This is a genomic window from Acidovorax sp. (assembly GCF_046291265.1).
In the GTDB taxonomy this organism is placed as follows: domain Bacteria; phylum Pseudomonadota; class Gammaproteobacteria; order Burkholderiales; family Burkholderiaceae_C; genus Acidovorax.
Genome location: NZ_JBKBTV010000062.1, coordinates 1 through 26,294 on the forward strand (window position 1 = coordinate 1; position 26,294 = coordinate 26,294).

The window sequence follows — 26,294 nt, forward strand, 5'->3', positions numbered from 1 at the left end:
GCTCACGCCCGACCTCAAGCTGCCCGGCAAGATGCGCCTGAAGGAGTCGCGCCGTGTGCCGATGTGGAACGGCCCCATCGAGTGCCGCATGTTCCGCTTCGACATGATCAAGGGCGCCGTGCGCGACCGCGCCCCCAAGGCTGCTCCAGACGCTAACGACCCACGCGATGCAGGTTGAGTTGCGCCTGCCGGTTGAGGCCGCAGCGCGCGAGCCTGCACGCCCCGTGGTGGTGGACACCAACGTTGCGCTCGACCTGCTGATCTTCAGCGACCCGCGCACCGTGCCGCTGCGCACGCTGCTGGCCCAAGGGCGCCTGGCGTGGATTGCCACGCAAGTGATGCGCGATGAACTGGAGCGCGTGCTGGCCTACCCGCACATCGTGGAGCGCATGAACTACTACCGCGTGGACGCCGCGCAAGTGCTGGCCGCGTTTGATGCGCAGGTGGGGCTGGTGGAGGTCGCGCCCAAGGTGGTCTATGTGTGCAAGGACGCGGACGACCAGAAGTTCATTGACCTGGCGGCGGCGCACCGGGCGATTTTGCTGAGCAAGGACAAGGCGGTAATTTGTATGCGCAAGCGGTTGTTGGTGCTCGGTGCCGATGTGGCGACGGAGGTGGTGTTGTAGGGTGAAATGACATGCGCATAAAATCTGCGCATGTTTTCTGCCGGAGATGCCGCCATGCTTCGTTTTGACAACGCCCCCAAAAAATCCACCAACCTTTCGCTCAATAGCAAGGTTTTGGAGGCCGCGCGAGACATGGGCATGAACATTTCCCAGACCGTGGACGAGTTGCTGGCTGCTGAAGTCCAGCGCCGCTACTGGGAGCGCTGGAACAGCACCAATCAGGAGGCCATCGCTGCCTACAACGCGCGCATCGAGAGCGAAGGTTTGCCACTGGCCCAGTACCGGAGCTTCTGACCGATGGCGCGTTTTGACGTTTATCGACACCCCGACGCTGCGCAGCGTGCCACCACGCCCTTTTTGCTGGATGTACAAAACGAGTACATCAGCGGCTTGCAGACCCGGGTGGTGCTGCCCCTGCGCAGTGCCGAGCGTGTGGCAATACCGCTGCGCGACCTCAACCCCGCGCTCGAAGTTGATGGCGTTGTGGTCATCCTGGACGCAGCGGCCATCGGTGCCGTGCCCCTGTCATTTTTGAAGAACCCCGTGGCGAATCTGCGGGCGCAGGCTGGCCTGATTACCAATGCGCTGGATGCATTGTTTGGTGCGTACTGAGGCGCAAGGTACCGTTGCTTGGGTGGGCGCAACTCATCCTCACGCTCGTTTGCATTGGGCAGTTTCTACGTACGCACCGTGGGCTAACTCGACATACTTCGCTGTTGTCTTTTATCGAATTGACTGAAATGAAGCATGACTGTCCATACTGCGGAGCCAAACTGGGTTGGAGACTTGTCACCTCCAAGGCACTTCCCGGTGAACGTAAGTTCCTTCCGAACCAAGCGGTCCCTATCTGTCCCACCTGCCTAGGAGAGCTAGCTTCGAATACGCACTGGTCCGAAACCGTCTTCTCGGGACTCATCGGCATGACCTTTTTGCTGCTGATGGGAATTCGATCCAATTTTGGTAAAGATGCGTTGCAACACGCAGGCTTGGTTGCCTTGGTGTTTTTGACAGCCGCCGCATTATTCTTTCACTTGCGCTACTGGCGATCTTGGCAGAGCTACAAGCCCTATTCCCCTCGCCAGGACTCATAGCTCGGCTTAGTCTCGTAGGTCGGGTTAGCGCCGCGTAACCCGACGTTTTCCTGTTCCTGCGCTGTCTGTCGGGTTACGCCTGCGGCTAACCCGACCTACCTGCTACCTACCTTGGACGCATCAGGCCAGCAAGTCATACGCCGCCCGCACCCGCTGCAAATCCCGCCCAAGCTTCCGACTCGCAGGCAAGCGCCGCATCCACCCCATCCGCCGAACGCTGGTCACCAACACCTCCCGCATCTCCACGGTCCCCTGCGCCACCCACGCCGCCCAGCGCTCGCGCCCCTCGCCCAGCGTGCCACTGGCATGCAGATAAATCGCTGTGGAGTGCGCGTAGCACAGCGCATCCCGCACATGGCACACCGCCAGCGGCAGCACGGCGGCGGGGTCGTCTTCAAAGTCGATGCAGGCCACTTCGCCATCGGGGCAGCGCACCAGGTTGCGAGCAAAGGCCTGGCTCAGGCAGGTGCCTTGGCGGTGCACCTGGGCCAAGGTATCCAGCCCTTGTTGCCACAGCGCCAGCACGGTGGCCGTGTCGCCCGCCTGCACGGCGTGGTCAATCTCATTGCCCAGCGAATGGATCTCTTTGCCCGTGTGGCCCAGGTGGCGCATGGCAAAACCATTCGGCAACGCGGCCAGCACCACGGGCACGCGGATGCCGCGTGCGGCCAGGTCCTGCAGGCGCTGCACTTCGGTGGCAATGGCGGTGGGGCCGCCGGGGTTGGGCACGGGGCGCAGTACGGGGAGCCGCAGCAGGGCGGCCAGAACGGCCATGGCGCGGTAGCGGCCCGTGCCGTGGGGCGTGCCCGCGCGCTTGATCCAGATCTGCTCATCGCCCAGCACGTGGGCCATCACGTTGTGGGGCTGGGTGGCCAGTTGCTGCTGCAGAAAAGCGGCGTAGTCGATGGTGTGTGGTGTGGCGTCCATCGTCATACGGCGGCGTCCCCGGCCACGGCCGCAGCGGTGCCGACGGCTGCGGCGTGCACCATCTCCACATGGTGCGGAACCGAGGGCTCCAGCGCAGGCTCGCTGGCCTGAAAACTGTGGGCGCTGGCCAAGGGCCAGTACAGGCGGAACACGTTGTGCTGCGCGTCCAGCGGGCCCAGCAATGCGCCGGGTTGCATGCGCGTGATCAGGTTGGACAGCAGGCGCACCTCGGTATCGCTGATGCGGCGCACGATGTGGTGGGCGGTGATGTCCTTGGGGTGGCGCAATCCGGCGGCCTGCACCAGCTCTTGCAGCGCGTGCAGCGTGCTGCGGTGGAACTGCGCCACGCGCGTGGCCTTGTCGGGCACTACCAGGGCCTGCTGGCGCAGCGGGTCTTGGGTCGTCACGCCCGTGGGGCAGTGGCCGGTGTGGCAGCTTTGCGCCTGGATGCAGCCCAGCGCCATCATGAAGCCACGCCCCGCGTTGCACCAGTCCGCGCCCAGCGCCATCATGCGGGCGATGTCAAAGGCGCTGATGACCTTGCCCGCGCAGCCAATGCGCACGCGGTCGCGCAGGTTCACGCCCACCAGGGTGTTGTGCACCAGCAGCAGGCCCTCTTGCAGCGGCGCGCCCACGTGGTCGGTAAATTCGACAGGCGCTGCGCCTGTGCCACCCTCCGCGCCGTCGACCACGATGAAGTCGGGCGTGATGCCGGTCACCAGCATGGCCTTGACGATGGCAAACCATTCCCACGGGTGGCCCAGGCAGAACTTGAAGCCCGTGGGTTTGCCGCCTGACAGTGTGCGCAGCCGCGCGATGAATTGCATCATCTCCACCGGGTTGCGAAACGCGCTGTGGCTGGCGGGCGAGATGCAGGCCTCACCCTGTTGCACGCCGCGCGCCGCGGCGATCTCGGCCGTTACCTTGGCGCCCGGCAGCACACCGCCGTGGCCCGGTTTGGCGCCCTGGCTCAGCTTCAGCTCAATCATCTTGACCTGCGGGTCGGTGGCGCTGGCCGCAAAACGCTCTTCGCTGAACGTGCCGTCGGGGTTGCGGCAGCCAAAGTAGCCCGAGCCAATCTCCCAGATCAAATCGCCGCCATGCACGCGGTGGTGCTGGCTGATGCTGCCCTCGCCCGTGTCGTGTGCAAAACCCCCTTGGAGTGCCCCCTGGTTGAGCGCCAGGATGGCGTTGGCCGACAGCGCGCCAAAGCTCATGGCCGAGATGTTGAACACGCTGGCGTGGTAGGGCTGGGTGCAAGGCGCAACGGACTGCGACGGCGCATCGGGGTTGCCGCCAATCCACACCCGAAAGTCGTGCGACGGCAACTGCGTGGGCGCCATGGAATGGTTCACCCATTCATAGCCCTGCGCGCCCACATCCAGGTGTGTGCCAAACGGGCGGTTGTCCGGCTCGCCCTTGGCGCGCTGGTACACCAGCGAACGCTGCGCGCGCGAGAACGGTGCGGCCTCGCTGTCGCTTTCGATGAAATACTGGCGCACCTCGGGCCGCACGTATTCGAGCATGAAGCGGATGTGCCCGATGACCGGGTAGTTGCGCAAGATGGCATGGCGCGACTGCTGCAGGTCGTACACGCCCACGCCCACCAGGGCGGCGAACACCAGCACCACGGGCAGCCCCACGCCAAAGGCCACCAGCGCAAACAGCGACAGCAACAGCCCGAACGCGCACAGCGCAAAGGCCGTGTAACGCACCGGGTACAGGGAGTTGAGTTGGTGGAGCATGGGGGTCCTGGTTGGGGTCTGCGGTGCGAGAGGGCTACACTGACCGCCTTTTTATCTATCGGGTTGCCATGTTGCGCGCGGCGTTCTTTGTTGCCCGGCACCCCACCCCGGGCCGCCGTGCTGGCGCAGCGCCAGCGCCACGGCACAAGGCCTGCGCATCATAAAAGTAAAACAATGTTTTACCGCCCCCGCTTTCTCGCTTGACGACCGGAGTCTTCCCATGACCGAACCCACATCGCCCACCCCCGCCCCCGACGAACTTGATGACCCCACGGCTGCCCCGGCCGCCGCGCTGGGCCCGGAGGCGCTGGAAGAGATCGACAACATCCTCGACGACCTGCGCGCGCGCGGCGAGGAAATCCCGCAGTGGGAGTTCTGCGACGGTTTCATGACCGCGCTGATTTGCAGCCGCCGCCCCATCGCCCCCGCCGAATACCTGCCCATGCTGCTGGGCGACGGCGCCGAGCTGGATGTGGCCGAAGGCGACGCGTTGCCGCAGCTGCCTGCCTTTGCCGACACCGCCCAGCAGGCGCGCTTTTTAGAGCTGTGGAGCCGCCGCTGGGCCGAGATCGTGACCCAGCTCGACACCGACGTGAAGACGCTGGACGACGACCGCACCTTCCAGCCCGAAGCCATGGACATGCGCGGCGCCGTGGCCAGCCTGACCGACGAGCAGCGCGCCGAAATGGGCGACGACCAGGAGATCCCGTCCTTCGGCCAGGTGTGGGCGCTGGGCTTCATGTTTGCCGTAGAAAACTGGCCCGAAGACTGGGCCGCCCCGCGCGACAAGGAGGCCGCCCAATGGCTGAACGACGCCCTGGACAGCATCGTCGCCCTGACCGAAGACGACACCGGCAAGCCCGAAGTCTGCATGTACGACGAAGACGGCCCACCCAGCACCAGCCAGGCGCGTGTCGAGGCCTTTGGCGAAGCCATCTGGGCCGTGTATGACCTGCGCCAGCTGTGGAAGAGCATGGGCCCGCGCGTGGAGACGGTGCGCAAGGCGCCGGAGCCGGGGCGTAATGACCCTTGCCACTGCGGCAGCGGCAAGAAGTACAAGAAGTGCCACGGAGCTTGAAGCAGTCAAAAACTACTAAATTGATAGCTGCTAGCGCTTGCTGAATAAGCGCTAGAGGCCAATTTGGCTTGATTTTTTACCTGCCTCAGACAGGCCGTTTGCCCTGAGCCCGTCGAAGGGCCGTTCGCAAAAAGTGCCCTGGCTTCGACAAGCTCAGCCCGAACGATTTGGGGCAAAACTGAGGCATGTAACCAGTCAGGCAATTTTGATAGCTATAAGCGCTTACTGAATAAGCGCTAGAGGCCAATTTGGCTTGATTTTTTACCGCCTCAGGCAGACCGTTCGCCCTGAGCTTGTCGAAGGGCTGGTCGCAAAAGCTCCCTGGCTTCGACAGGCTCAGCCCGAACGGATGGGAATAAGAGTCTGAGCCCAGTCGCTCGCCAGGCCATTGCGCTTGATTTTTCCGCCACGCGCCTTTGGGCGCGTTTTGTTTTGCATCGCACCACCCCGTTTGTTGTATGTCCTCCACCCTGACCCGCCTGCGCGCCGAATGGGCGCCCAGCATTCCGCGCGAATTGTTGGCCGGGGCTGTGGCCACGTTTGCGCTCATCCCCGAAGTCATCGCGTTCTCGTTCGTGGCGGGGGTGGACCCATCGGTGGGGCTGTTTGCCTCGTTTGTCATCAGCGTGGTCATTGCCTTCACCGGCGGGCGGCCCGCCATGGTGTCTGCCGCTGCGGGATCGGTGGCGCTGGTGGCCGCGCCGCTGGTGCAGTCGCACGGGCTGGGCTACCTGCTGGCGGCGGGGCTGCTGGCGGGCGCGGTGCAGGTGGCGTTTGGGTCGATGAAGATGGGCGTGCTGATGCGGTTTGTGTCCAGCTCGGTACGCACCGGCTTCGTCAATGCGCTGGCGATACTGATCTTTGCCGCGCAGCTGCCGCACCTACATGGCGCCAGCGCGGCCACCTGGGGCGCGCTGGCGTTGGGGCTGGCACTCATCTACGGCTTGCCGTGGCTGGGCCAGCGGCTGGCGTGGCCCGCACTCACTGCAATCCCGTCGCCGCTGATCTGCGTGGTGGTTCTCTCGGTGCTGGCATCGGCCCTGGGGCTGCATCTGCCCACCGTGGGCGACCTGGGCCAGTTGCCCGATTCGTTGCCGGTATTCGCCTTGCCCGCCGTGCCCGTGTCGCTCGACACCCTGCGCATCATCCTGCTGCCCGCGCTGGCGATTGCCATGGTGGGCCTGCTCGAATCGGTGCTCACCGCCGCCGTGGTCGATGAAATGACCGACACCCCCAGCAACAAAAACCGCGAATGCGCGGGCTTGGGGCTGGCCAACATCGCGGCCAGCTGTTTTGGCGGCATCGCAGGCTGCGGAATGATCGGCCAAGCCGTGGGCAACGTGAAATACGGCGGGCGCGGGCGCCTGTCCACGCTGTTTGCTGGGGTGTTTTTGCTCATCCTCATGGTGCTGCTCAAGCCCTGGGTGTCGCAGGTGCCCGTGATTGCGCTGGTGGCCATCATGGTGATGGTGTCAGCGTCCACCTTCGACTGGAAATCGCTCGGCGCGCTGGTGCGACACCCGCGTCTGTCCAGCGCCGTCATGCTGGCCACCGTGGTGGTGACCATCGCCACGCACAACCTGGCCGCCGGTGTGGCCGTGGGGGTGGTGCTCAGCGGCGTGTTCTTTGCGTTCAAGGTCTCGCACATGCTGGAGGTGCGCGTGCACGACGAGGGCGATAGGGCCGATCACGCAGATGGCGCTGGTGCCGCGGCCCTGGGCCAACGCACCTGGCGCGTGTCCGGCCAGGTGTTTTTTGCCTCGGCCGACGCGTTCATCGAAGCATTTGACGTGCTGGGCGCCGAAGGCCGCGCGGTAGTCATCGACGTCACGCACGCCCACTTCTGGGACATCACTGCCGTGGCTGCGCTCGACAAGGTGGTGCAACGCCTGCGCCACCATGGCTGCACGGTGCAGGTGCTGGGGCTCAACGAAGCCAGCGCGGTGCTGATTGATCGCATGGGGAGCGATGCAGCGCCGGTCAGTGCGCAGGGCGGGGCGGGCGGTTGAGTGGTTTGATGTGCAGCGTAGCTGCGTTTTAGCGAGGACGACCAGCCCCGCAGCACGCCCGGCAGGCCCAGCGCTGGGCCTGCCGACTTTCTCGTCGCAGTGCACCGCGTTCGCCACATGTCCTGCCGCAATGATCGTGCCATTGCGGCAGGGCAAGAAGTACAACAGTGCTTCGGGTTTGAGTTGGAAAACTACTGATTTGATAGCTGCTAGCGCTTATTGGATAAGCGCTAGAGGCCAATTTGGCTTGATTTTTTCACTGCTCCTCGGTTCAGATGAGAGGGCGGGTTCGAGGCGGGTGGCTGCCTGCCGCTGATAGGGCGCTTTGGCCCCTAGCCGACGATGGACACCCCCTCCAAAAGCGGTCATTGTTTCAAACGGATTGGTATCTCGCAGCCTCCAGTTCATGTCACAGGATTAAGTGAAGCACCATCACCATGCCAAGTACTCTGCGTCTGTGGTTCGAGTTTGACTCCGACGGAACGGGTGAGCTGTTCGCCGAGGTTGCATCAGGGAAATTCTCAGGAACTGGCTCTGCATGGTTCGATGCTCAAGCACTCTTTGAATTTGGGGAGACTCTTGCCTCTGCGTATCCCTTGCCGTCCGACACGCCACTTTCGCTGGAGGGAGGCTACTGGGCGAAGTCAGGAGCAGTCATCGAGCAGCTTCATCTTGGCCTCAGGTTCTATCCCATCGGATCGATAGGGAAGGTTGGCTGTCGAGTGACCCTGGCGACCCCAGTGCACGAGGGTCAAGATCGGCCCGAAGCGCAGTCTGTGGTCGCAGTAGAGCTGAACACCAACTACGAGCAGCTACGTACCTTCGCGCACTCAATTGAGGCACTTGCGAAGGGGGCGATTGTTGAGGCTGTTCTTCAAACTGAGGGCTAGCCTCTACGCCTAGGAGACCTACCTGCGGCGGGTACCTGCCATCGAGCGTTGAGCGTCTGCTTCCACACGTACCAACCGCTACTCGTGGCCGAATTCCGCCCTGCAGGCCATGCGGTCCACATTGCGTTAGACCTCATGAGTGGAGTAGGCTCGTACTAAACTTGATCGAAGACTTGGAGTTCAACAATGACACGACAGCGAAGCGAAATTGAGGTTGAATTAGCTGCCAAAGCTTTGCGCCACGACGAAGCCGCCAGAAGCTCCCTCCAGCCTCCAAGCCGTTTAGCCACGACAGCTGTCACCCTAACGACGTTCGTCATCGTTCAAGCCCTTGTCCACTACTGGAAGGAGCTACCGCTGTATGGAGGGGTTGCTATGGCTCTTCTTGTTGGGGCAGTGGTCGCGCTGTGGTTTGAGGTTGCATATGCTCGCCGTCGAATCGATGCCATGGTCCATTTGCTGCAACTGCGTGCCGACGCCTAAACTTCCCGCCTAGGCCCCCCACCCACAAGATTGGGCTGTTTTGCTCGCTTCGCCCTCCTAGTTCCGGCGCGGCTTCTCGCAAACGTTGAAGGGCCGCTTCTCCAGAAGTCAACTGCTGCTAGTGGCCGAATTCTGCCCTGTGCCACAGGGAGCTGAGGGTTTATGGCGGACACTGTTATAGGCAACTTTAGGCAAGAAACTCGCGAACCGTGAGAACACCCAGGAGGATTGTCATCAGCAGAAAAATCCATGCCAAGACTCCGAGTCCGAATGGTGCATAGACACCTTCAACCACCATGCGCGAATTGCCCTCTTTTGTATTGGGGTGCTCATCTCCCAACGGCGCCTTGAGCCCAGATGCGTCAAAGCATAGCCATGCGCACCCCAGCGTGAGAAGCAACAGTATCCCAGCTGTCATCAGACTCTCCCTTATCGCACCATGTCGGTTTTTGCCCAAGAGCCGAAGTCCCAAATGCGCTGAGCGATCTGCGTCACCGCAGCGCCACCCCTCACCCCTGCGCCAAAAACCTCTTCAAATTCCCCGCCGCCGTGCTGCGCACCTTGCGCTTGAGCGAGGGCGACCAGCCCAGCAGCACGCCCGGCAGGCCCAGTGCCTGGCGGGACCAGCTCCAGAAGTTGAAGCGGTCGCGGTGCGTGGCGATCAGCCCGTCGGGTGTGAAGGTGAAGGTGCCATCGATGATGTTGTGCACCTTGCGCCCTGTGGCGCTGAAGAGGTAGTGCGCCTCCCAGTGCGCCTTGCCGCCCGCTGCGTCGGCTTCGATGCCGCTGAACTCCAGCTTCCAGTGCTCGGCGGCGCCGGGCTTTTTCGTCGCTGTGCACAGCATGCGCCACATGCCACCGATCTGGTCGCGGCCCTTCAGGGAAAAGGCCTCGTCGTCAAAGGTGGCGTCAGGCGCGTAGCAGGCGGCCATGGTGGCGTGGTCGAGCTGTGCGAAGGCGGTGTAGAAGCGCTGCAGGGTTTGGGCGTTGGGGTGCATGGTGTGTCCAGCGGTCTGGGGTTGAAAAGAACAACAAAAATCAGCGCATGAAGTCGCGCAGCGCGTTGGCCGTGGCTTCGGGCAACTGCTCTGGGATGAAATGCCCTGCGGGCACGGCCTGGCCGGTGACCACGCCCGCGCATTGCGCCTGCCACAGTGCGAGCGGCTCGAACAGCCGGTGCACCACGCCGTGTTCGCCCCAGATCACCAGGGTGTCGCACGCAATCTTTTCGCCTTGGGCGCGGTCTGCGCGGTCGTGGCCCAGGTCGATGCCCGCGCTGGCGCGGTAGTCCTCGCAGGCGGTGTGGATGGCTTCGGGCGTGCAAAAGCAGCGCTCGTAGTCGGCAAGGGCCTGGGGTTCGATGTGGGCCAGGCCTGCGCTGCCCCAGCCGCCCAACTTGGCGTGCAGGTAGGCGACTGCGTTGCCGCCGATCATGGTCTCGGGCAGCGGGGCGGGCTGGATCAGGTGGAACCAGTGGTAATAGGCGCGCGCAAAGTCCATGTCGGTGCGCGCGTACATGTCGAGCGTGGGGGCGATGTCGATCACGCACAGTTTGCGCACGCGGGTTGCGTGGTCCAGCGCCAGGCGATGCGCCACGCGGCCACCGCGGTCGTGGCCGCACAGGTAGAAAGTGTCGTGGCCCAGCGCGGTCATCACCTCGGCCATGTCCTGCGCCATGGCGCGTTTGCTGTAGTTGCTGTGGTCGGGTTGACCGGGCGCGTGGGATGAGTCTCCATAGCCGCGCAGGTCAGGCAGCACCAGAAAGTAGTCGCGCGCCAGTTGCTGCGCCACGCGGTGCCACAGCGCGTGTGTTTGCGGAAAACCGTGCAACAGCAGCAGCGGTGGCGCGCCTACGGTGCCGCCGGTACGTACAAAAATCTCCGCACCCGAGGTGGTGATGCGCTGGGTGGTGAAGCCGTCAAACCAAGGGGTGGCAGTTGTCATGGAGGGGGAGGTGGTTGGAGGGAACAGGTGGGGCTGCGTTTTCTTTGCAATCCGCTGACCCGCAGCCAGGGTGTTGACCCGCTGGGGGGAAGGCGCACAACGCCTGCTACGGATTCGCGTTGGATCCATCAGAACCGTTCGGGCTGAGCCTGTCGAAGCCTCGCGCTGCGCTTCGACAGCTCCGCATGAACAGGTGATATTTTTGAATGCGGATCGGTAGGCGAGGGCACCCTACGCCAGCAGAAAACCCAGCAGCCGCTGCAGTGAATACCGCACCGCGGCGGCGCGGATGGCGGCGCGGTCGCCTGCAAAGTGCTGCATCTCGCTGTGGGTTTGGCCCCCAACACACCAGGCAAACCACACGGTGCCGACGGGTTTGGCGTCGCTGCCGCCCGTGGGCCCGGCCACGCCTGTCACGGCCAGGCTGACATTGGCCTGGGAATGGGTGAGTGCCCCATCGGCCATGGCGCGGGCCACGGCCTCGCTCACGGCGCCGTCCTGCTCGATCATGGCGGCGGGCACGCCCAGCATGTCGGTTTTGGCGGCGTTGGAGTAGGTGACAAAACCGCGGTCAAACCAGTCGCTGGCACCGGACAGGTCGGTGCAGGCGGCGGCGATCATGCCGCCGGTGCAGCTCTCGGCGGTGGCCAGCCGGTGCCGGTGTTTCAGCAGCCGCAGAGAAATTTGGGTCAAATTGGCATCTAGCGCTTGATGGTCAAGCGCTAGTAGCTCATTTTTTGATAGTGACGCGGTTGTCATCAAAACCTCCAGAGTGCAATGACCAGCAAGGTGCAGAAGGCTGCCACAAAGTCGTCCCACAAGATACCCCAGCCGCCGCGCCAGCCAAAACCCTTGAAAAGCCCGTCGGCCCAGCCCACCGGGCCGGGCTTGGCCGCATCAAAAAAGCGGAACAGCGCAAACGCCACCAGCTGCCCCCACCAGCCCATGGGCATGGCCAGCCACAGCACCAGCCAGAAGGCCACCACCTCGTCCCACACGATGCTGCCGGGGTCGGCCACGCCCATGTTGCGTGCAGTGGTGGTGCAGGCCCACCAGCCCACCACGGTGCTCGCTGCAATCAGCAACCCCATGTGCAGAGGCGACAGCCATTGCTGCAGCGCCAGGTAACTCAGCCACGCCCACAGCGTGCCCACGGTGCCCGGTGCGATGCGCGACAGCCCCGCGCCAAAACCCAGCGCGATGAAGTGGGCCGGGTGGGAGAACATGAACGCCACGGTGGGGCGGCGGGGCGCGGATGGGGAGCTAGGAGTCATATCAACGTTCAATGGTGCTTTGCACCGCTCACGGCCTGTGAAACGGGCGCGGCCCAGGCCAGTGCACCCGTGGAACTGGCTTCGCCAGGCCACCGGGTGCGTCCCCCTCCCGTGCAGCGAGAGAGGGGTGAAGGCGCGAAGCGCCTCAGGGGGTGCTTCATCTTTTCAGGGGGTGTTTCATCTATTGCCGTTCCAGCAGCTCAATGTCCTTGGGATAGCGAATGGTGTGCTCGGCACTGAACTGCGCCGTGGCCCCTGCGGCCACCGGCTGCTGCCAGGCCACGGTGCCGGGGCTGCGGTTCCAGGTCAATTCAGTCGGTTGGGGCTGGTAGCGCGATTCGACTTCGATCTTCTCGTTGCGCGATACAGGGGCTGCGTGCAGTACCTGCAGTGTGATGCCCGTGGTGTGGCGGTTTTCCACGGTGTAGGCGCGGCGCTCCTTGCGCTCGACGCTGGAACCGGTGAAGCCCGCGGTGCCAGTGACGCCCGGCGGTGCCTGGGTGCGCACGGTGACCAGCTCATCGCGGCCAAACGACAGGCTGGTGCTGCCCGCCGGGGCGCCCGCGCTGGGCGTGCCAAAGTCGATGCGCCCTGTGCCCACAAACGCGCCGTCGCGGTACAGGCCGGCAGACCCCGCAGGCCACACGCCGGGCGGTTGGGCCATGTGGGCGACCAGGTACGCGGCCTCTTCAAGCGCGGGTGAGGTGCGGGTGATCAGCGTGGCGTTGGCCGTGTGGTTGCCCAGCGCCAATGTCACGCGCTGGCCGCTGGAGGGCACGGTGATGCGCTGTGGCACGGCGAACTCGGTGGCAAAACCTTTGTCGAGGGTGCTCACGTCAAACGCGGGCATGGCTGCGTTCTCCGCACTGGCAACCCCGGAAGTCGCGATGGTTGGCGCGGGCGCTGGTGCCATCGCCATTGCGGGAGCGCGCGAGAGCGCTCCCTGCGGCGGCGGTGCCACGTTCAGCCACCAGGGGCGCGGAAGCTGCCCTTGTGTGGCGCGCCCCGGCTGGCCTGTGGACAGGGTCAGTTGCACATTGCCCCAATCCTCGCCACTGTTTTGCGCCACCAGCGCCTGGCGTTCCAGCAGCACCGTGGATTTGGTGGCGTCCAGCGTGGCGCGGTAGGTGGGCTGCCAACCCGGGCCGCGCACCTGGTACGACAGGCGCAGTTCGGCGTCGCGGTCGCTGGCGAGGTTGATGGTGACCGACACCACCCGCGCGCGCTGGCTGGCTACGCGGTCGCGCTCGGCCACCAGGGGCTTGAGGGCCAGTTCCAGCGATTCCTGTTTGCGCTTGAGCTGGTGCGCGCGCGCAAAACTGTCCTGCCCGGACTTGCGCAGCACCTCGGCCGTGGCCGTGATCTGCGCTGGCGTGGGGCTGGCGGCGCGGGTGCCCGCAGCGGGTGTGGTTGCCTCGTCCCCCGCGCCCGTGTGCGCCACGCTGCGCAGGTAGCCGTCCACCAGCTGCAGTGCCGATGCCTCGGCCTTCACCCCAGCGATCTGGTCTTCCAGCTCGCGGATGCGGCCATCGAGCGGGCTGGCGCAGGCCGTCACCACGTCGCGGTCTTCGGTCAGCACATTGAACTCGCCCACGCGCACCGCGGCGTCGGCGTTGATCTGCAGGCTTTGTGCGTCCAGCGACGCGGGCAAGCAGCTGAGCGTGAGGCTGCGCGCGCCCGCGGGCACCTTGGCCACGCGCTCTACGGTGGCGCTGCCGGGGTAGACGGTGACGCGGGCGATGCGGGAGGTGTCCTGGGCATGGGCGGCGGGGGAGATGCTGCACAGCAGCCACAGTGCAAGGCAGGGGAGCGCAGGGCGCAAAGCGGCGGGGCGGTAGGTCACAGGGCGGCTCCTGGGGCGGGGATGCGGGATGCTAGCAGTCCTTGTGGTGCGAGGGCTCTACCAGGCGGCGAGTGGACAGCGCCAACTTCTTGTAACCATTAAATGGGTCCTGCCCGCACCTGCACGTCCGGATGCGTTTAAAAACCAGCGGCGTGACCCGCTTTGGCAGGCGCCCAGTCTCCCAGGCTTTGGGGCACCGGTGCCGCGCGGCACAACCATCGCCACCGGGTCTTTCTTTCACAAGCCCATCCTCTTTTCTGGAGCCACTGCGTGCAAGACAACGATGACAAAAGCGCCTTTGATTCAGCCATCCGTGCGCTGGAATTCGAAATTGCCAATGCGGGAACGCACCTGACCATCGACGCTGCAGCGCGCCAGGCGTATTCGATGCAGATCCAGGCCATGGCCAACGAGCTGCGGGGGCAGGCGACCAGCGGCCGCATCACCTGGGCGCAGGCCGCGCAGCAGGCGCAAGAGGCGCGCAACGCCATCATGGAGGTGATTCGTGGGCGCAGCACGCCGGTGGGCCGCGCGATGGCCGAGCGGCTCAAGCGCGAGGGCAAGACGCTCAACGAGTTGATTGCACGCAAGACGCAGCAGCTGCATGGCGCGTCCACAGACTTCAACCGCCTATCGGCCACACAAAAGAACGCGGTGTATGCAGAGATCGTGAAATCGGCTGGCGCCTCCAACCCCAGGGTCACGGCCGCCATGCGCAACCTGTCGCGCGCGGGGCGGGGGTTGCTGGTGGTGTCGATTGCCATTTCGGTGTACTCCGTGGCCCATGCAGAAGACAAGGCCGGTGCCGCGCGCCGCGAGCTGGCGGTGACCGGCGCGGGCATCGGGGGTGGCATGGCAGGCGGGGCTTTGGCGGGCCTAGCCTGTGGCCCCGGGGCACCGGTGTGTGTCACGGTGGGGGCTTTTGTCGGCGGGGCGCTGGCCGCGTTTGGTGTGGACTTTTTCTGGTGATCGGGAGCGGTTGCACCATGCACATCCTTTCCGCATCAGAGCTTTCAGTCACACAGGTTCGGGGCCTTCCAGAAGGCTCCCCGCCTGTCTGCGAGATTGTTCGCAATGGGCAAGCCACCGGGCAGCAAGTGCCGGGGGCGGTGCTCGAAGCCGCTGCGCAGTGGCAGTCGTTCACCCTGCTGTTCACCACCGACGACGTTCCCTTTGAAGAACTTCTGCACATCCACTTGCTGGACGCGCAGCTGAACCTGCTGGACTCTGCCACGGTCGGCGGCATGTACTCGACGGGGTCGTTCTCGCTGCTCGAATCGGCCGAGCCGGACACCCTGCGGTTTCGATTCATCGGCGATACCGACTGGAGTGTTCAGGTGTTGCCCGAGCCCGGCTTCAGGGTGCCGCTGTTGTCCGAGCCCACGGGGGTGAGCCGACCGCTGGGGTTCTCGCGCCATTTTGTCGTGCGCGGGCAGCCGCAGCCCGAGCGTCCTTAACCCCGCACCATCAGCATCATCAGCATCATCAGCATCTACGGCACCTACAGCACCCCCGGCACCTCCTGCGCCAGAAAGTCATACACCGCGCGAATCCTGTGGCTGGTGCGGATCTCGCGGTGCACGGTCAGCCAGATGGGCAGCTCGGGCAGGGGCAGCATGGGCAGCACCGCCACCACGTTGGGGTCGGTGCGGGCCATGTAATGGCTCACAAACCCGATGCCCAGGCCCGCGCGCACGGCCTCCCAATACGCCATGAGGTCGTCGGTGCGAAACGCGAAATGCGCGCGCTCCACCGGGTAGCCCATGGCAGCAAAGCCTTGCAGGATCTCTTCATGCCGGTCGTTGCCCACCAGTTCGTGCTGCAACAGGTCGGGCGGCTGTTTAGGCGTGCCTTTGCGGCGCAGGTAGTCGCGGTGGGCATACGCGCCCAGCGTGACTGCACCGATGCGTTTGGCCACCAGGCTGGCCTGGTCGGGGCGCACCATGCGCAGCGCAATGTCGGCCTCGCGGCGCAGCAGGTTGGTGACCTCGTTGCTGGCCACCAGTTCTACCTGCACCTCGGGCAGCACCTGGCGCATGCGGGCCAGCACCGGCGGCAGCAGCACGCAGGCCACGGGCTGGCTGGCGGTGATGCGCACGGTGCCGCTCACGCCTGCCTCGGCGCCCGACACGCTGCGCGCCAGCTGGTGCGCGCTGGTCTCCATGGCGCGCGCCGATTCGGCCAGCCGCAGCGCTGTGGTGGTGGGCAGCAGCCCCCGCCCGGTGCGCTCGAACAGCACCACGCCCAGTTGTGATTCCAGCTCGGCAATGTGGCGGCCAATGGTGGGCTGGCTGGCGTTGAGCACACGTGCCGCGCCCAGCAGGCTGCCTTGGTCGAGTGCCGCCAGAAAGGACTGCACCAGGCTCCAGTCAAAGGTCTGATTCATGGCGATAGCGTGCCTGCAATGGGGCGAAAGCGGGGTGGGTAGAGGTATTCAATTTTGCATTGCTGGTATGAGCAGTTAGGCAATTGTGTAACTGCGCCTGCGTTTTCACAATCGCTCCATCCCCTGATACATGGAGAACTGACATGACCCCCCAACCCCTGCAACGATCGTCCACGGACAACCCCTCCACCGTGTTGATCCTGGGCGCCCGGGGGCGGCTGGGCCTGGCCGCCACCCGCGCCTTTGCCCAGGCGGGCTGGCAGGTGCTGGCCCAGGTGCGGCCCGGGGCCAAAGGGGCGCTAGGGGCGGCGTTGCCCGCCATCCCCGGCGTGTGGTGGATGCCGGTGGCGGTGGACGACACGGCCGCGCTGGCGGCACAGGCGCAGGGCGCCCAGGTGGTGGTGCACGCGCTCAACCCCGCCTACACGCACAAGGCCTGGCGTGAAGACGCCCCCGCCTTGATGGAAGCTGCCATTGCCATCACCCGCCAGTTGCGCGCCACGCTGATGCTGCCCGGCAACGTCTACAACTTTGGCGAAGCCATGCCGCCGGTGCTGAGCGAGGACACGCCCCAGGCCGCGACAGGCTTCAAGGGCCAGGTGCGCGTACAGCTGGAGCAGCGCCTACAGGCTGCCACGCAGTCGGGCGACATGCGTGCCGTTGTGTTGCGCGCCGGGGACTTCTTTGGCAGCGGCACCGGCACCTGGCTGGACCAGGCCATCGCCAAAGACCTGCCCCGCGGCCGGGTGACTTGGCCGGGCCCGCTGAATGTGGCGAAGTCCTGGGCGTATTTGCCCGATCTGGCCCGAACGTTTGTGCGTGTCGCGCAAGAGCGGCACCGCCTGGCCGCGTTTGAATGCCTGCATTTCGCAGGGCACCACGTCAGCGGGCAGCAGTGGCTGCACAGCTTCACGGCCATTGCGGCAGAGCAAGGCTGGTTGCCCAGCTCTGGCGCGTTGCGCGTGGGGCAACTGCCCTGGCCCGTGCTGCGGCTGATGGGCGTGGTGGCGCCCACGTTTGCTGCGCTGGCCGCCATGCGCTACCTGTGGACCACCCCCCATGCGCTGGACAACACCCGCCTGCGCGCGCTGATCGGCGACGAGCCTCACACCCCGTTTGACCAGGCCGTGCGCCACGCGCTGGCCGACCTGGGGTTGCTGGCGCTACCCATGCCGCGCGCCGCATTGGCCTGAGCCCTCCCTATCGATTCCCTTTGCATCAGGAGCACTTTTATGAACCGTCGCAATTTCATTCGTTTGGCAGGGGGCGGCACCATCGCCGCCGCGTCGGGCAGCACGCTGGTGGGGTGTGGTGCCGTGGGCGGCCACTATCCCGCCGAGGCCGTGGAGGCATGGAACGGGCCCGTGGGCGAAACCGACGTGCGCCGCCGTGCCGTGGCCTACGCCATCACCGCGCCCAACCCGCACAACCTGCAGCCCTGGCTGGTGGACTTGCGCGAGAGGGATGTCATCACCCTGCGCACCGACCGTGAGCGCGTGCTGCCCCACACCGATCCGCAGGGGCGTCAGATATTGATTGGGCACGGCGCGTTTTTAGAGCTGCTGGTGATGGCGCTGGCCCAGCAGGGTGTGGCCAGCGATGTGTTGCTGTGGCCGCAGGGTGAGCTGCCGTCTGCGCTGGCGGCATGGGATGACCGCCCGGTGGCCCGCATCACGTTGAAGCCGGGTGGTACGCCCGACCCGCTGTTTGCCCAGGTGCTGCTGCGCCGCACGCCCAAGACGGATTTCGACACCAGCCGCGCAGTAGCGCCCGAGCTGCTGGCCCAGTTGCTGGGAGGTGCCCAGGCCAACGCCCAGGTTGGAGCCCAGGCCAGTGCGCCGCTGAACATGGGCGGCACCGTCCACCCCGACCAGCTGCCCGCATTGCGCACCCTGTGCTGGGAATCCGCCAAGGTCGAACTGCTCACGCCGCGCACCATGATGGAGAGCATCCACCTCACCCGCGTGGGGCCGGGCGAAATCCTGCAGCACCGCGACGGCATCTCGCTCAACTCGCCGTTTGTGCGCGCGGTATCGGCGCTGGGCATGTTCGACCGCTCGGCGCCGCCCGCCGAAGGCAGCGCGGCCTACAAAAGCGCCATGGGACGTTTTGAGGGGCACAGCCGCACCGCCATGGGTTTTGTGTGGATCACCGGGCCCAACACGCGCAACGACCAGGTCCACACCGGCCGCCGGTATGTGCGCCAGCAGTTGCAGGCCACGGCGCTGGGTGTGGGCATGCACCCCATGAGCCAGGCGCTGCAGGAGTTTGCCGAGATGGCCCCGCACTACGAGCGTGTGCACCAGCTGGTGCTGGGGCGGCCCGCACCGCGCAGTGCCAGCGACCCGACCGTGCAAATGTTCTGCCGCATTGGTTACCCACAGGGCGAGGTGCCCGCCACACCGCGCAGGCCACTGGCGAAGATGTTGCTGACCTGAGTGAATGAATGGAAGGCTGGCTTTGGGTTTGGGTTTGCCTAGGCCAGCCGCCTTCGGCACAGGCTGACGAACTCCTGCACCGCGCGCGACTGTGCCTGGCGCGGCTTGAAAGCCAGCAGGGCCCGAAAGTAGATTCCCTCGTTCGCGATAGGTACGCTGCGCAGGCCCAGGGCCGCGTGTTCTGCGGCCACCAGCGGGTTGGTGACGGCCAGGCCTGCGCCCGCCAGCACCAGGGCGCACTGCGTTGCGCTGTAGGGTGTTTCGATCACGAAACGCGGCGTGATGCCAGCGTCGGTAAACGCCTTTTCCAGTCTTCGCTGCGCCGGGTCGGTGGCCGACAGGCCGATCAGTGGCGCATCGCGCAGGTCGGCCACGTCCAGAACGGGTTTGCGGGCCAGTGGATGGGTGGCGGGCAGGGCGCACACGGCAGGCATTTCATAGAAAGTGGAGGACACGAGCCCGCTGGTGTCGGCCTCGTCGCCAAGGAAGGCCAGGTCCACAGCGCCCTGAAAAAGCGCTTCACGCAGCACTTTGGAGCTGTCGACCATCAGGAGGCAGCGCGTGCGCGGGTAGTGGCGCTGGAACTCGGCCAGCACCCCCGGCATGATGCTCGCAGCCATCGCGTGCAGGCTGCCGATGCGCAGCACCGTGTCTTCTAGTGACTGCAGCGCCACGATCTTGCGCTGCACGGCCTCCAGCCCTTCATACACGCGCTCGATTTCCTCCATCAGCGCATGCGCCTCGGGCGTGGGCACCAAGCGCCCCTTGGGCCGGTCAAACAGTGTGAGGTGCGCGCGCGTTTCCAGTTGCTGCAGCAGTTGCGTGACGGCGGGCTGGCTGACATGCAGCGCTGCCGCCGCACGGTTGGCAGAGCCCAGCCGCATCACCATGCGGAACACCTCGATCTGGCGGGTGCTGACCTCTTTGGCATCGTGTGTGGGCAGGCTCTTCATATAAGTTTTGCTTAATGGAAACGGCTGCGGCATGGTACCGCTCCCGTCAGTGCCTGACTACGATGTAGGCATGAGTTCTGATATTTCCTTCGGGGTAGAAGCGTTTCGCACCCATCCGCCAAGTGTGTCCGGCATTCGCCAGAACACGCGCCTTGCTGGCCTGGGCTGCATTCTGTGTGGCACGCGGTACCCCTTGCAGGACATGCCCGCCGGGTGCCCCGCGTGCGCCGCACAAGGCACGCCAGCCAGCGTCGAGGCTGTCTACCATGCGCTGCCTCGAACGCTCGCTCCAAGCAGTTCTGGTTATACATGGGGTGAATGGATGCCCTATACCCACGGGGTGACGTTGGGGGAGGGCCGTACCCCGTGCCTGGCACTGCCACGGCTTGCGCAGCTCCTGGGTATCCAGCAGCTCACAGCCAAACACGAGGGCATGAACCCCACGGGTTCGCACAAGGACCGCATGTCGGCCCAGGCCGTGACGCGCGCCTTGGCGGTAGATGCCCACAAGGTGGTGCTGGCCTCCAGCGGAAACGCGGCCGTGTCTGCCGCTGCGTATTGCGCCGCGGCGGGGCTGCCTTGCGAGATTGCCACCTACCGCGACATGCCCGAGCCGTTTGCGCGCGCCCTGGACCGGCTCGGTGCCCGCCGCGTAGCGTTTGACCAGGGCCTCGACCGCTGGGCCCATGTGCGCAGGCAAGTCGAGGAAGAGGGGGCTTTTGCGCTGACCAATTTCTGTGTGCCCGCCGTGGGCAGCCCTGCTTTTGGCGTGGAGGGTTACCGCGCGGTGGCGCTTGAATGTGTGGCCGACGGCTGCGTGCCCGACCATGTGATGGTGCCCACGGCGCGCGGGGATCTGCTGTGGGGTGTGTACAGCGGCCTGCGCGACCTGCTGGCCGCAGGCCTCATCGCCCGCATGCCGCGCGTGTGGGCGGTGGAGCCGTTTGCCCGGCTGAGCCAGGTGCTGGCCGGAGCCTCGGCCCAGGCGGACTTCAGCGGCAGCACCGCGCAGTTCTCGATTGCGGGCAGCACCGTCACTCTGCAGCAGCAGATCGCAGTGCAGCGCTCAGGCGGTGGGGCCGTGGTGGTGGGCGATGCCGACGCGGCTCGGGGCGTGGCCCAGCTGGGCGCCCAGGGCCTGTGGGTGGAGCTGTGCGCTGGCGCCTGTGTGGGCGCCGCCGCGCAGTTGCGCCAGCAGGGCCGCATCGCTCCGCAAGACCATGTGCTGCTGCTGCTCACTGCCAAGGGCGACCGGGACGCCTGAGCGCCCGCCTGCCCCCACTTTCTCCCAACCCCTGTCTTGCCTTCACCAAGGACTCTTCCCATGACCCTCCTGTTTCGCCGCGCGCTGCTCCTGGCCTGCGCCTGCCTCGTGGGCACCAGTGCCCTGGCCGCTTTCCCCGACAAGCCGGTGCGGCTGATCGTGCCGTGGGCGCCGGGTGGCAGCACCGATGCCATTGCCCGCGCCATCGCCCAGCGCATGGGCGAGTCGCTGGGGCAGAGCGTGATCGTGGACAACCGCTCGGGTGCGTCCGGGCGCATCGGCACCGAGGCCGCGGCCAAGGCGGCGCCCGATGGCTACACCATCGCTTTGGTGGAATTGCCGCACGCCATTGCACCGGCCGTCACCGCCAAACTGCCGTATGACCTGCTCAAGGACTTCACGCCCATCTCGCTGGTCGGCACCTCGCCGTTGCTGCTGTTCGTCAATGGCAGCAAGTACAAGGCGGGCGATATCCAGGGGTTTCTCAAGGACGGGCGCGCCAGTGCCACGCCGGTAGCGCTGGCCCACAGCGGCAGTGGCTCCATCAGCCACCTGTCGTCCGAGCTGCTGGCCGGTGCCAGCGGGCTCAAGGTCAACGCCATTCCCTATCGCGGCTCGGCACCGGCGCTCACCGACGTGGCGGCTGAGCAGGTGGCGGGCCACTTTGCCACGCTGGCCAGCGGCGCATCGCTGCTGTCGGCGGGCAAGATCTCGGTGCTGATGACCACCGGGCCCACACGCCTGGCGGCCATGCCGCAGGTGCCCACCGCGCGCGAGGCAGGCCTGGCGGGCATGCAGTTCAACCAGTGGTGGGCCCTGGTGGCGCCCGCCACCACCCCCATTGACGTGATTGAGCGGCTGCGCAAGGAGGCCGTCGCCGCGCTGGACCACCCCGCCACGCGCGAGCGCCTCACCACGCTGGGCATCGACCTCAAGGGTTCCACGCGCGATGAGTTGCGGTCCTTCATGCGCGACGAGGTGGGCCACTGGGGCGCGGTGGTGCGCAAGATCGGCCTGAAGCCGGAATAAGTTTGGCGGGCGCTACCGGGGTCAACCGGACTGGGGCGGTACCAGGTACTCCCGCACCAGCGCCCGCGCGCGGTGCAGGCGGCTTTTGGCGGCCTCGCGCGTCACGCCCAGGCGCTCGCTCATCTCCTCGATGGTCAGTTCCTCAAAGTCGCGCATGAGCAGGGCGTCGCGGTAGATCGGCGGCAATGAGTCAATGGCCAGGGCCAGGTCGTGCCGCAGTTCGTGGTCGGGTTTGTGCGACCAGGCGAGGTTGTCCTCCACCTGTGCCAGCGGCTCGCCCTTGAGCCAGCCCAGCACCGGGCGCATGCACAGCCGCTGCACGATGCGCACCACCCAGCCGCCAAACGCGGCCACCTCGCGCAGCGCACCCACGCGGCGGTACACGATGATGAGCGCCTCTTGAACCACATCGTCGGTGGCAGCTGTGGCCGCGCAGTGGCGCAGCGCATAGCGGCGGATGTCGGGGCGGGCCAGGCGCAGCAGTTGCTCCATGGCCGCTGCGTCGCCGCCGCGCGCAGCGGGCAAGAGCTGGGCGACGGTGAGGGGCGTGGTGGTCATGGGCGTTGTCATTCGACCGGCTTGCGGCCCACCATGGCGCAGGCGGGGCAGTAGCCGAACGCCCCGCTCAGGATGCTCCCCACGCCCGATGCGGCCAGCACCAGGCCGAGCGGCGACATGCCTTGCCACCAGACACCCGCAGCAATCAGGGCCACGCCCCCCACAACGCGCAGCAGGCTTTCGGGGCGGGTAATGTTCTTGCGGTACAGCATGGTGAATAGCTCCAGGGTTGTGAACGAAGCGCCAACACAGGGCGCCTCACCCACCAAGAGCACGCGTTTCCACCAAAGGATTCATCTCCAGCGAAAAAAAGTTCGCGCTCCGTCCGTCGTCTTGGCTCGTCACTGGAAGTGGTCGAACGAGGCGTACCGGTTTTCCACCGGCTGGCCTTGTGCATCCACCAGCCGCAACCCGGGCTCGGCCGATACCGTGCCGATGCGGGTCACGGGGGTGTGGCTGGCCTCTGATGCGGCGGCCACGGCAGCGCGGCGGGCGGGGGGCGCGGTGAACGCCAGCTCGTAGTCGTCTCCCCCGGCCAAGGTGCATTGGCGAACAAAGTTTGGGTCAAATTGGCCTCTAGCGCTTGATAGATAAGCGCTAGCAGCTATCAAATTGGAAGTAACGTGGGTGTCAATGCTCGCCCCCACGCCCGATGCCTTGAGGATGTGCGACAGATCGCCCAGCAGTCCATCGCTCACATCCATCGCACTGCTGGCCACACCGCGCAGGGCAAGGCCCAGCGGCACGCGCGGGGTGGGGCGCTCCAGCCGCTGGCGCGCGTGGGCCAGCACGTCGGCGCGCAGGGTGATGTGGCCCAGCAGGGCTTCCAGCGCCAGCCTGGCATCGCCCAGCGTGCCGCTCACGTAGATGTCATCGCCGGGGCGAGCACCGCTGCGCAGCAGGGCCTGGCCTGCAGGCACTTCGCCCAACACGGTGATGCAGACGTTGAGCGGGCCCTGCGTGGTGTCGCCGCCCACCAGTTCGCAGCCGTGCGCGTCGGCCAGCGCCCACATCCCGCGCGAGAAGCCTGCGAGCCAGGGTTCATCAACGCGCGGCAGCGACAACGCCAGGGTGAAAGCCAGCGGGCGCGCACCGCAGGCCGCCAGGTCCGACAGGTTCACCGCCAACGCCTTGTGGCCCAGCGCTTCCGGGTCCACGTCGGCAAAGAAGTGGCGGCCTTCCACCAGCATGTCGCTGGACACCGCCAGCTGCATGCCCGGCGCGGGCGCCAGCAGTGCGCAGTCGTCGCCCACGCCCAGCACGGCCGCGCCATCGGGGCGCACCGGGCGGGTGAAGTAGCGGGCGATCAGGTCAAATTCCCCCATGGGGTGGTCCTTCGGTCGTGGGCGGTCGTCGATGAGCCCGAATTTTTACCCAGGAACCAGTGGTTGGTGCTCCCGCGGCCACATCGCGTTCACACGCAGCAGTCGCGGCGGCTGGCGTTGCTTGAAACGCGCTCTTCAGCGCATTTCAAGTACGTTTTTAAGTGCGCGTTCCGCGAAAGCGCTGCGCCGCCTGGCGGCTGACTTCGGCCAGCAACTGCTCTTCGCGTTGGCGATCGCGCAACCACCGGGCATCGTTGTGGCCCGCTTCGACCTCGGTGCGCAGCATGTGCATGGCACTGGAGGCGCCTTGCACGGCGGCGTGGCCTGCAATCTTGTCCATGGTGCGCAGGATGTGTTCGCGCAGCGGCATGTGGTCGCCGGTGGCGGGGTCTACATACACAGCGTCCATGCCAAAGCGGCAGGCCTGGAAGCGGTTGTAGGTGTATACAAGGTAGTCGTCCTCTTCGGGCATGAAGGGCTGGTCGGCCAGAAACCAGGCACCCAGCGACTGCACGAAGCCCGCCAACGCGGCAGCACGCTCGATGGTCAACGGGGTGTCGAACACGCGGATCTCGATGGTGCCGAACTCGGGCTTGGGGCGGATGTCCCAGTAAAAGTCCTTCATGCTTTTGACCACGCCGGTGCGTGTCATCTTGTCAAAGTAGGTCGTGAAGTCGTTCCACGTCAGGGCAAACGGCGCGCGGCCAGACAGCGGGAACGCAAACACCGAGTTCAGCCGGGCAGAGTCAAACGCGGTGTCATGGCCCTGCACGTACGGGCTGGAGGCCGACAGCGCAATGAAATGCGGGATGTAGCGCGACATGCGGTGCAGCATGAGCAGCGCCGAATCTGCGTCGGGGCAGCCGATGTGCACGTGCTGGCCAAAGATGGTGAACTGCTTGCTCAGGTAGCCGTACAGCTGCGACAGCTCCTGAAAGCGTGGTTTGTCGTAGATGCGCCGCTCGTGCCACTGCTGAAAGGGGTGCGTGCCACCGCCCACCACCGCGATGTTGAGCTTGTCAGCGCTTTTGACGAGCGCGTCGCGGATCGGTGTGAGCTGGCCCAGCACTTCGCTGGCAGAGTGGCAGATGTCGGTGGAGATCTCGATCATGCTGTTCGTCATTTCGGGCACCACGCTGCCGGGCAGCGGGGTTTTCGCCATGAGGCGCAGCATGTCGTCGGCGTAGGGGGCCAGGTCGTAGTCGTTGGTGTTGACGAGCTGCAGCTCCAGCTCGACGCCCAGCGTCAGGGGTTCGGAATGAGAGAAGGCTTCAAGACTCACGGCTGTTTTCTCCGTTGTTGGCACGGGTCAGGGGCGCCCAGGGTTTGGAGCTTTCGCCCGCACGGTAAATGGCCACGGTGGCAATCACGGCTCCCAGCACTTCCATCAACAAAATGGCGGGCAGAGCCACACCGGCAATCACATGGCCGGTAGACGGCGATGCCAACACGAACTGGGAGGCAATCAACAGTGCGATGGAGGACATCGGCGTCATCGCACAGCCCACCCACAGCGCCTGCTTCCAGCTGGCGCCGCTGCCCACGTTGCCCAGCGCCACACCGGTGGCCTTGGCAATGAGGCGCACGACAATCAGGGCCAGCACCACGCCTGCCACGGGGGCACTCCAGTCGGCCTGCGCTGCGACGGTAGAAACCAGCACAAACATCAGCATGGTGAGCAGCGACGACGCATTGCCCAGCTGCCGTGGCCACGCCCAGGGGCGGGGGTTGAGCTGCTTGAGCAGCATGCCACCCAGCAGCGCGGCCAGCGGCGCAGAACCGCCCATGTGGGCCGCCACGGCCGTGCCCGCAGCCACCAGCGCCAGAAACAGCATCGAGGTGTTTTCGCTGGTGGGGCTCATGAAGCGCAGCGCCATGCGCAGCACCAGGGCCAGCACCGCCGCCACCACAATGGACACGCCCAGCACCACCACCACGGGGTACACGGTTTCCATCAGCGTCACGCTCTGGCGGTTGATCAATTCGGCTTTGGCGCTGCCCAGGGTCAAGGCATACAACGTCGACAGGGTCGTGAGCACAATGGCTCGCTCGGTCACCGGGCCCGCAGCGCGGGTGTCGGCCACCACGCGGGTCAGAACTGCAGGTGAGGCCGCCAGAGCCACCAGGGCCAGCGCTCCTGCCACCTGTGTGGGCAGGTTCAGCCACACCAGCACCCAATACACCGCAAAGTACGTCAGCACCGACTCGGCAATGCTTTGCACCAGCACCATGGGGTTGTGGCGGAACCAGCGCAACGGAATGCGACCGCCGCATTCAAACAGCACGATGGCAATGCCCAGCTCCAGCAGAAACCGGGTGATCTGCGCCACCAGCTGGTTCTCGATGTCGCGCTCAACCGCCTGGGCGCTGAGGGTCAGAAAGTCGAACACATAAGGGTCTTTCAGGCTTTGCTGAACCAACTCGGACTGCA

The 26,294-nt window shown here is 65.6% G+C and carries 29 protein-coding genes and 1 pseudogene; 15 read left to right on the top strand and 15 right to left on the bottom strand.

All coding sequences use genetic code 11. From position 1 onward, the window contains the following. The 5 genes and pseudogenes from ACK41V_RS19030 to ACK41V_RS19050 all read left to right on the top strand — a co-directional run. A pseudogene (locus ACK41V_RS19030) lies at positions 1-178 on the top strand (class I SAM-dependent RNA methyltransferase); the annotation flags it as partial. Continuing rightward, positions 168-626: a putative toxin-antitoxin system toxin component, PIN family gene (locus ACK41V_RS19035; protein WP_409784611.1), complete on the top strand. Its 459-nt coding sequence runs from the start codon at positions 168-170 to the stop codon at positions 624-626. The pseudogene ACK41V_RS19030 and the gene ACK41V_RS19035, both read left to right, overlap by 11 nt. A 30-nt stretch (positions 627-656) precedes the next feature. Beyond that, positions 657-920, top strand: coding sequence for a type II toxin-antitoxin system CcdA family antitoxin (locus ACK41V_RS19040; RefSeq protein ID WP_409784613.1), 264 nt, complete (start codon positions 657-659; stop codon positions 918-920). A gap of 3 nt (positions 921-923) precedes the next feature. Next, positions 924-1,238, top strand: coding sequence for a CcdB family protein (locus tag ACK41V_RS19045; protein WP_409784614.1), 315 nt, complete (start codon positions 924-926; stop codon positions 1,236-1,238). A gap of 308 nt (positions 1,239-1,546) precedes the next feature. Then, entirely contained in the window at positions 1,547-1,717 is a 171-nt protein-coding gene (locus ACK41V_RS19050) for a hypothetical protein (protein WP_409784616.1), read from the top strand. Positions 1,718-1,837: 120 nt separating this feature from the next. On the opposite strand, the gene ACK41V_RS19055 is transcribed toward ACK41V_RS19050, so the two are convergent. Next, complete coding sequence (locus ACK41V_RS19055; RefSeq protein ID WP_409784617.1) at positions 1,838-2,650, bottom strand: hypothetical protein; 813 nt, start codon at positions 2,648-2,650, stop codon at positions 1,838-1,840. Then, positions 2,647-4,389, bottom strand: coding sequence for an FMN-binding glutamate synthase family protein (locus ACK41V_RS19060; RefSeq protein ID WP_409784618.1), 1,743 nt, complete (start codon positions 4,387-4,389; stop codon positions 2,647-2,649). Before ACK41V_RS19060 ends, ACK41V_RS19055 begins: the two co-directional genes overlap by 4 nt. A gap of 220 nt (positions 4,390-4,609) precedes the next feature. On the opposite strand from ACK41V_RS19060, the gene ACK41V_RS19065 reads away from it, so the two are divergent. The 4 genes from ACK41V_RS19065 (at position 4,610) to ACK41V_RS19080 (ending at position 8,849) form a co-directional block, all read left to right on the top strand. Further along, on the top strand, positions 4,610-5,467 hold the full coding sequence (locus ACK41V_RS19065; protein WP_409784619.1) for a UPF0149 family protein: 858 nt from the start codon (positions 4,610-4,612) through the stop codon (positions 5,465-5,467). 458 nt (positions 5,468-5,925) lie between these two features. Beyond that, entirely contained in the window at positions 5,926-7,476 is a 1,551-nt protein-coding gene (locus ACK41V_RS19070) for a SulP family inorganic anion transporter (RefSeq protein WP_409784620.1), read from the top strand. A 437-nt stretch (positions 7,477-7,913) separates the two neighbouring features. Continuing rightward, positions 7,914-8,366, top strand: a complete 453-nt coding sequence (locus ACK41V_RS19075) for a hypothetical protein (protein ID WP_409784622.1) — start codon at positions 7,914-7,916, stop codon at positions 8,364-8,366. Between the two features lie 186 nt (positions 8,367-8,552). Next, positions 8,553-8,849, top strand: a complete 297-nt coding sequence (locus ACK41V_RS19080; protein WP_409784623.1) for a hypothetical protein — start codon at positions 8,553-8,555, stop codon at positions 8,847-8,849. Between the two features lie 187 nt (positions 8,850-9,036). On the opposite strand, the gene ACK41V_RS19085 is transcribed toward ACK41V_RS19080, so the two are convergent. From ACK41V_RS19085 to ACK41V_RS19110, 6 genes are all read right to left on the bottom strand, one after another. Continuing rightward, positions 9,037-9,267 (bottom strand): hypothetical protein, encoded by a 231-nt coding sequence (locus ACK41V_RS19085; RefSeq protein WP_409784625.1) that lies wholly within the window; start codon positions 9,265-9,267, stop codon positions 9,037-9,039. A 91-nt stretch (positions 9,268-9,358) separates the two neighbouring features. Next, positions 9,359-9,847 carry a nuclear transport factor 2 family protein gene (locus ACK41V_RS19090; RefSeq protein ID WP_409784627.1) on the bottom strand — a complete coding sequence of 163 codons (489 nt, stop codon included), beginning with the start codon at positions 9,845-9,847 and terminating at the stop codon, positions 9,359-9,361. Positions 9,848-9,887: 40 nt separating this feature from the next. Beyond that, on the bottom strand, positions 9,888-10,793 hold the full coding sequence (locus ACK41V_RS19095; protein ID WP_409784629.1) for an alpha/beta fold hydrolase: 906 nt from the start codon (positions 10,791-10,793) through the stop codon (positions 9,888-9,890). 231 nt (positions 10,794-11,024) lie between these two features. Then, positions 11,025-11,552 carry a CinA family protein gene (locus ACK41V_RS19100; RefSeq protein ID WP_409784631.1) on the bottom strand — a complete coding sequence of 176 codons (528 nt, stop codon included), beginning with the start codon at positions 11,550-11,552 and terminating at the stop codon, positions 11,025-11,027. Then, positions 11,552-12,067, bottom strand: a complete 516-nt coding sequence (locus tag ACK41V_RS19105) for a phosphatidylglycerophosphatase A (RefSeq protein ID WP_409784633.1) — start codon at positions 12,065-12,067, stop codon at positions 11,552-11,554. The genes ACK41V_RS19100 and ACK41V_RS19105 overlap by 1 nt, the downstream gene beginning before the upstream one ends. Positions 12,068-12,248: 181 nt before the next feature. After that, complete coding sequence (locus tag ACK41V_RS19110) at positions 12,249-13,910, bottom strand: DUF4139 domain-containing protein (RefSeq protein WP_409784634.1); 1,662 nt, start codon at positions 13,908-13,910, stop codon at positions 12,249-12,251. 270 nt (positions 13,911-14,180) lie between these two features. Here ACK41V_RS19110 and ACK41V_RS19115 point away from each other — a divergent pair, with 270 nt between their 5' ends. Together ACK41V_RS19115 and ACK41V_RS19120 are read left to right on the top strand one after the other, a co-directional pair. Next, complete coding sequence (locus ACK41V_RS19115; protein WP_409784635.1) at positions 14,181-14,879, top strand: hypothetical protein; 699 nt, start codon at positions 14,181-14,183, stop codon at positions 14,877-14,879. Between the two features lie 17 nt (positions 14,880-14,896). After that, the gene (locus ACK41V_RS19120) at positions 14,897-15,367 is read left to right on the top strand and encodes a hypothetical protein (RefSeq protein ID WP_409784636.1); all 471 of its coding nucleotides are present in this window, start codon (positions 14,897-14,899) and stop codon (positions 15,365-15,367) included. Positions 15,368-15,411: 44 nt separating this feature from the next. Here the strand turns inward: ACK41V_RS19120 and ACK41V_RS19125 are convergent, their stop codons facing one another. Continuing rightward, the gene (locus ACK41V_RS19125) at positions 15,412-16,296 is read right to left on the bottom strand and encodes a LysR family transcriptional regulator (protein ID WP_409784637.1); all 885 of its coding nucleotides are present in this window, start codon (positions 16,294-16,296) and stop codon (positions 15,412-15,414) included. A gap of 143 nt (positions 16,297-16,439) precedes the next feature. On the opposite strand from ACK41V_RS19125, the gene ACK41V_RS19130 reads away from it, so the two are divergent. Together ACK41V_RS19130 and ACK41V_RS19135 are read left to right on the top strand one after the other, a co-directional pair. Continuing rightward, positions 16,440-17,489 (top strand): NAD-dependent epimerase/dehydratase family protein, encoded by a 1,050-nt coding sequence (locus ACK41V_RS19130; protein WP_409784639.1) that lies wholly within the window; start codon positions 16,440-16,442, stop codon positions 17,487-17,489. Positions 17,490-17,528: 39 nt separating this feature from the next. Continuing rightward, positions 17,529-18,734 (top strand): Acg family FMN-binding oxidoreductase, encoded by a 1,206-nt coding sequence (locus tag ACK41V_RS19135; RefSeq protein WP_409784641.1) that lies wholly within the window; start codon positions 17,529-17,531, stop codon positions 18,732-18,734. A gap of 38 nt (positions 18,735-18,772) precedes the next feature. Here the strand turns inward: ACK41V_RS19135 and ACK41V_RS19140 are convergent, their stop codons facing one another. After that, positions 18,773-19,687, bottom strand: a complete 915-nt coding sequence (locus ACK41V_RS19140) for a LysR family transcriptional regulator (protein WP_409784643.1) — start codon at positions 19,685-19,687, stop codon at positions 18,773-18,775. Positions 19,688-20,009: 322 nt separating this feature from the next. On the opposite strand from ACK41V_RS19140, the gene ACK41V_RS19145 reads away from it, so the two are divergent. Both ACK41V_RS19145 and ACK41V_RS19150 read left to right on the top strand, forming a co-directional pair. After that, the gene (locus ACK41V_RS19145) at positions 20,010-20,951 is read left to right on the top strand and encodes a pyridoxal-phosphate dependent enzyme (RefSeq protein ID WP_409784645.1); all 942 of its coding nucleotides are present in this window, start codon (positions 20,010-20,012) and stop codon (positions 20,949-20,951) included. Positions 20,952-21,011: 60 nt separating this feature from the next. After that, on the top strand, positions 21,012-21,980 hold the full coding sequence (locus ACK41V_RS19150) for a tripartite tricarboxylate transporter substrate binding protein (RefSeq protein ID WP_409784646.1): 969 nt from the start codon (positions 21,012-21,014) through the stop codon (positions 21,978-21,980). A gap of 21 nt (positions 21,981-22,001) precedes the next feature. On the opposite strand, the gene ACK41V_RS19155 is transcribed toward ACK41V_RS19150, so the two are convergent. The 5 genes from ACK41V_RS19155 to ACK41V_RS19175 form a co-directional block, all read right to left on the bottom strand. Beyond that, positions 22,002-22,538, bottom strand: a complete 537-nt coding sequence (locus tag ACK41V_RS19155) for an RNA polymerase sigma factor (RefSeq protein WP_409784648.1) — start codon at positions 22,536-22,538, stop codon at positions 22,002-22,004. Between the two features lie 8 nt (positions 22,539-22,546). Continuing rightward, positions 22,547-22,750, bottom strand: coding sequence for a DUF2892 domain-containing protein (locus tag ACK41V_RS19160; RefSeq protein WP_409784650.1), 204 nt, complete (start codon positions 22,748-22,750; stop codon positions 22,547-22,549). 129 nt (positions 22,751-22,879) lie between these two features. Next, entirely contained in the window at positions 22,880-23,863 is a 984-nt protein-coding gene (gene thiL, locus ACK41V_RS19165; RefSeq protein WP_409784651.1) for a thiamine-phosphate kinase, read from the bottom strand. A 157-nt stretch (positions 23,864-24,020) separates the two neighbouring features. Beyond that, positions 24,021-25,145 carry a YbdK family carboxylate-amine ligase gene (locus tag ACK41V_RS19170; RefSeq protein ID WP_409784652.1) on the bottom strand — a complete coding sequence of 375 codons (1,125 nt, stop codon included), beginning with the start codon at positions 25,143-25,145 and terminating at the stop codon, positions 24,021-24,023. After that, a partial coding sequence (locus tag ACK41V_RS19175) for a PDDEXK nuclease domain-containing protein (protein ID WP_409784654.1) occupies positions 25,135-26,294 on the bottom strand: 1,160 nt, incomplete at its 5' end. The genes ACK41V_RS19170 and ACK41V_RS19175, both read right to left, overlap by 11 nt.

Bases quoted from the DNA above. Each gene is read 5' to 3' on its own strand.
- ACK41V_RS19150 (WP_409784646.1), top strand. From the start codon at position 21,012: ATGACCCTCCTGTTTCGCCGCGCGCTGCTCCTGGCCTGCGCCTGCCTC.
- ACK41V_RS19095 (WP_409784629.1), bottom strand. From the start codon at position 10,793: ATGACAACTGCCACCCCTTGGTTTGACGGCTTCACCACCCAGCGCATC.
- ACK41V_RS19045 (WP_409784614.1), top strand. From the start codon at position 924: ATGGCGCGTTTTGACGTTTATCGACACCCCGACGCTGCGCAGCGTGCC.
- ACK41V_RS19120 (WP_409784636.1), top strand. From the start codon at position 14,897: ATGCACATCCTTTCCGCATCAGAGCTTTCAGTCACACAGGTTCGGGGC.
- ACK41V_RS19040 (WP_409784613.1), top strand. From the start codon at position 657: ATGTTTTCTGCCGGAGATGCCGCCATGCTTCGTTTTGACAACGCCCCC.
- ACK41V_RS19140 (WP_409784643.1), bottom strand. From the start codon at position 19,687: ATGAAGAGCCTGCCCACACACGATGCCAAAGAGGTCAGCACCCGCCAG.
- ACK41V_RS19090 (WP_409784627.1), bottom strand. From the start codon at position 9,847: ATGCACCCCAACGCCCAAACCCTGCAGCGCTTCTACACCGCCTTCGCA.
- ACK41V_RS19100 (WP_409784631.1), bottom strand. From the start codon at position 11,552: ATGACAACCGCGTCACTATCAAAAAATGAGCTACTAGCGCTTGACCAT.
- ACK41V_RS19055 (WP_409784617.1), bottom strand. From the start codon at position 2,650: ATGACGATGGACGCCACACCACACACCATCGACTACGCCGCTTTTCTG.
- ACK41V_RS19060 (WP_409784618.1), bottom strand. From the start codon at position 4,389: ATGCTCCACCAACTCAACTCCCTGTACCCGGTGCGTTACACGGCCTTT.
- ACK41V_RS19070 (WP_409784620.1), top strand. From the start codon at position 5,926: ATGTCCTCCACCCTGACCCGCCTGCGCGCCGAATGGGCGCCCAGCATT.
- ACK41V_RS19160 (WP_409784650.1), bottom strand. From the start codon at position 22,750: ATGCTGTACCGCAAGAACATTACCCGCCCCGAAAGCCTGCTGCGCGTT.
- thiL (WP_409784651.1), bottom strand. From the start codon at position 23,863: ATGGGGGAATTTGACCTGATCGCCCGCTACTTCACCCGCCCGGTGCGC.
- ACK41V_RS19155 (WP_409784648.1), bottom strand. From the start codon at position 22,538: ATGACCACCACGCCCCTCACCGTCGCCCAGCTCTTGCCCGCTGCGCGC.
- ACK41V_RS19085 (WP_409784625.1), bottom strand. From the start codon at position 9,267: ATGACAGCTGGGATACTGTTGCTTCTCACGCTGGGGTGCGCATGGCTA.
- ACK41V_RS19145 (WP_409784645.1), top strand. From the start codon at position 20,010: ATGCCCTATACCCACGGGGTGACGTTGGGGGAGGGCCGTACCCCGTGC.
- ACK41V_RS19050 (WP_409784616.1), top strand. From the start codon at position 1,547: ATGACCTTTTTGCTGCTGATGGGAATTCGATCCAATTTTGGTAAAGAT.
- ACK41V_RS19065 (WP_409784619.1), top strand. From the start codon at position 4,610: ATGACCGAACCCACATCGCCCACCCCCGCCCCCGACGAACTTGATGAC.
- ACK41V_RS19075 (WP_409784622.1), top strand. From the start codon at position 7,914: ATGCCAAGTACTCTGCGTCTGTGGTTCGAGTTTGACTCCGACGGAACG.
- ACK41V_RS19125 (WP_409784637.1), bottom strand. From the start codon at position 16,296: ATGAATCAGACCTTTGACTGGAGCCTGGTGCAGTCCTTTCTGGCGGCA.
- ACK41V_RS19130 (WP_409784639.1), top strand. From the start codon at position 16,440: ATGACCCCCCAACCCCTGCAACGATCGTCCACGGACAACCCCTCCACC.
- ACK41V_RS19080 (WP_409784623.1), top strand. From the start codon at position 8,553: ATGACACGACAGCGAAGCGAAATTGAGGTTGAATTAGCTGCCAAAGCT.
- ACK41V_RS19105 (WP_409784633.1), bottom strand. From the start codon at position 12,067: ATGACTCCTAGCTCCCCATCCGCGCCCCGCCGCCCCACCGTGGCGTTC.
- ACK41V_RS19035 (WP_409784611.1), top strand. From the start codon at position 168: ATGCAGGTTGAGTTGCGCCTGCCGGTTGAGGCCGCAGCGCGCGAGCCT.
- ACK41V_RS19135 (WP_409784641.1), top strand. From the start codon at position 17,529: ATGAACCGTCGCAATTTCATTCGTTTGGCAGGGGGCGGCACCATCGCC.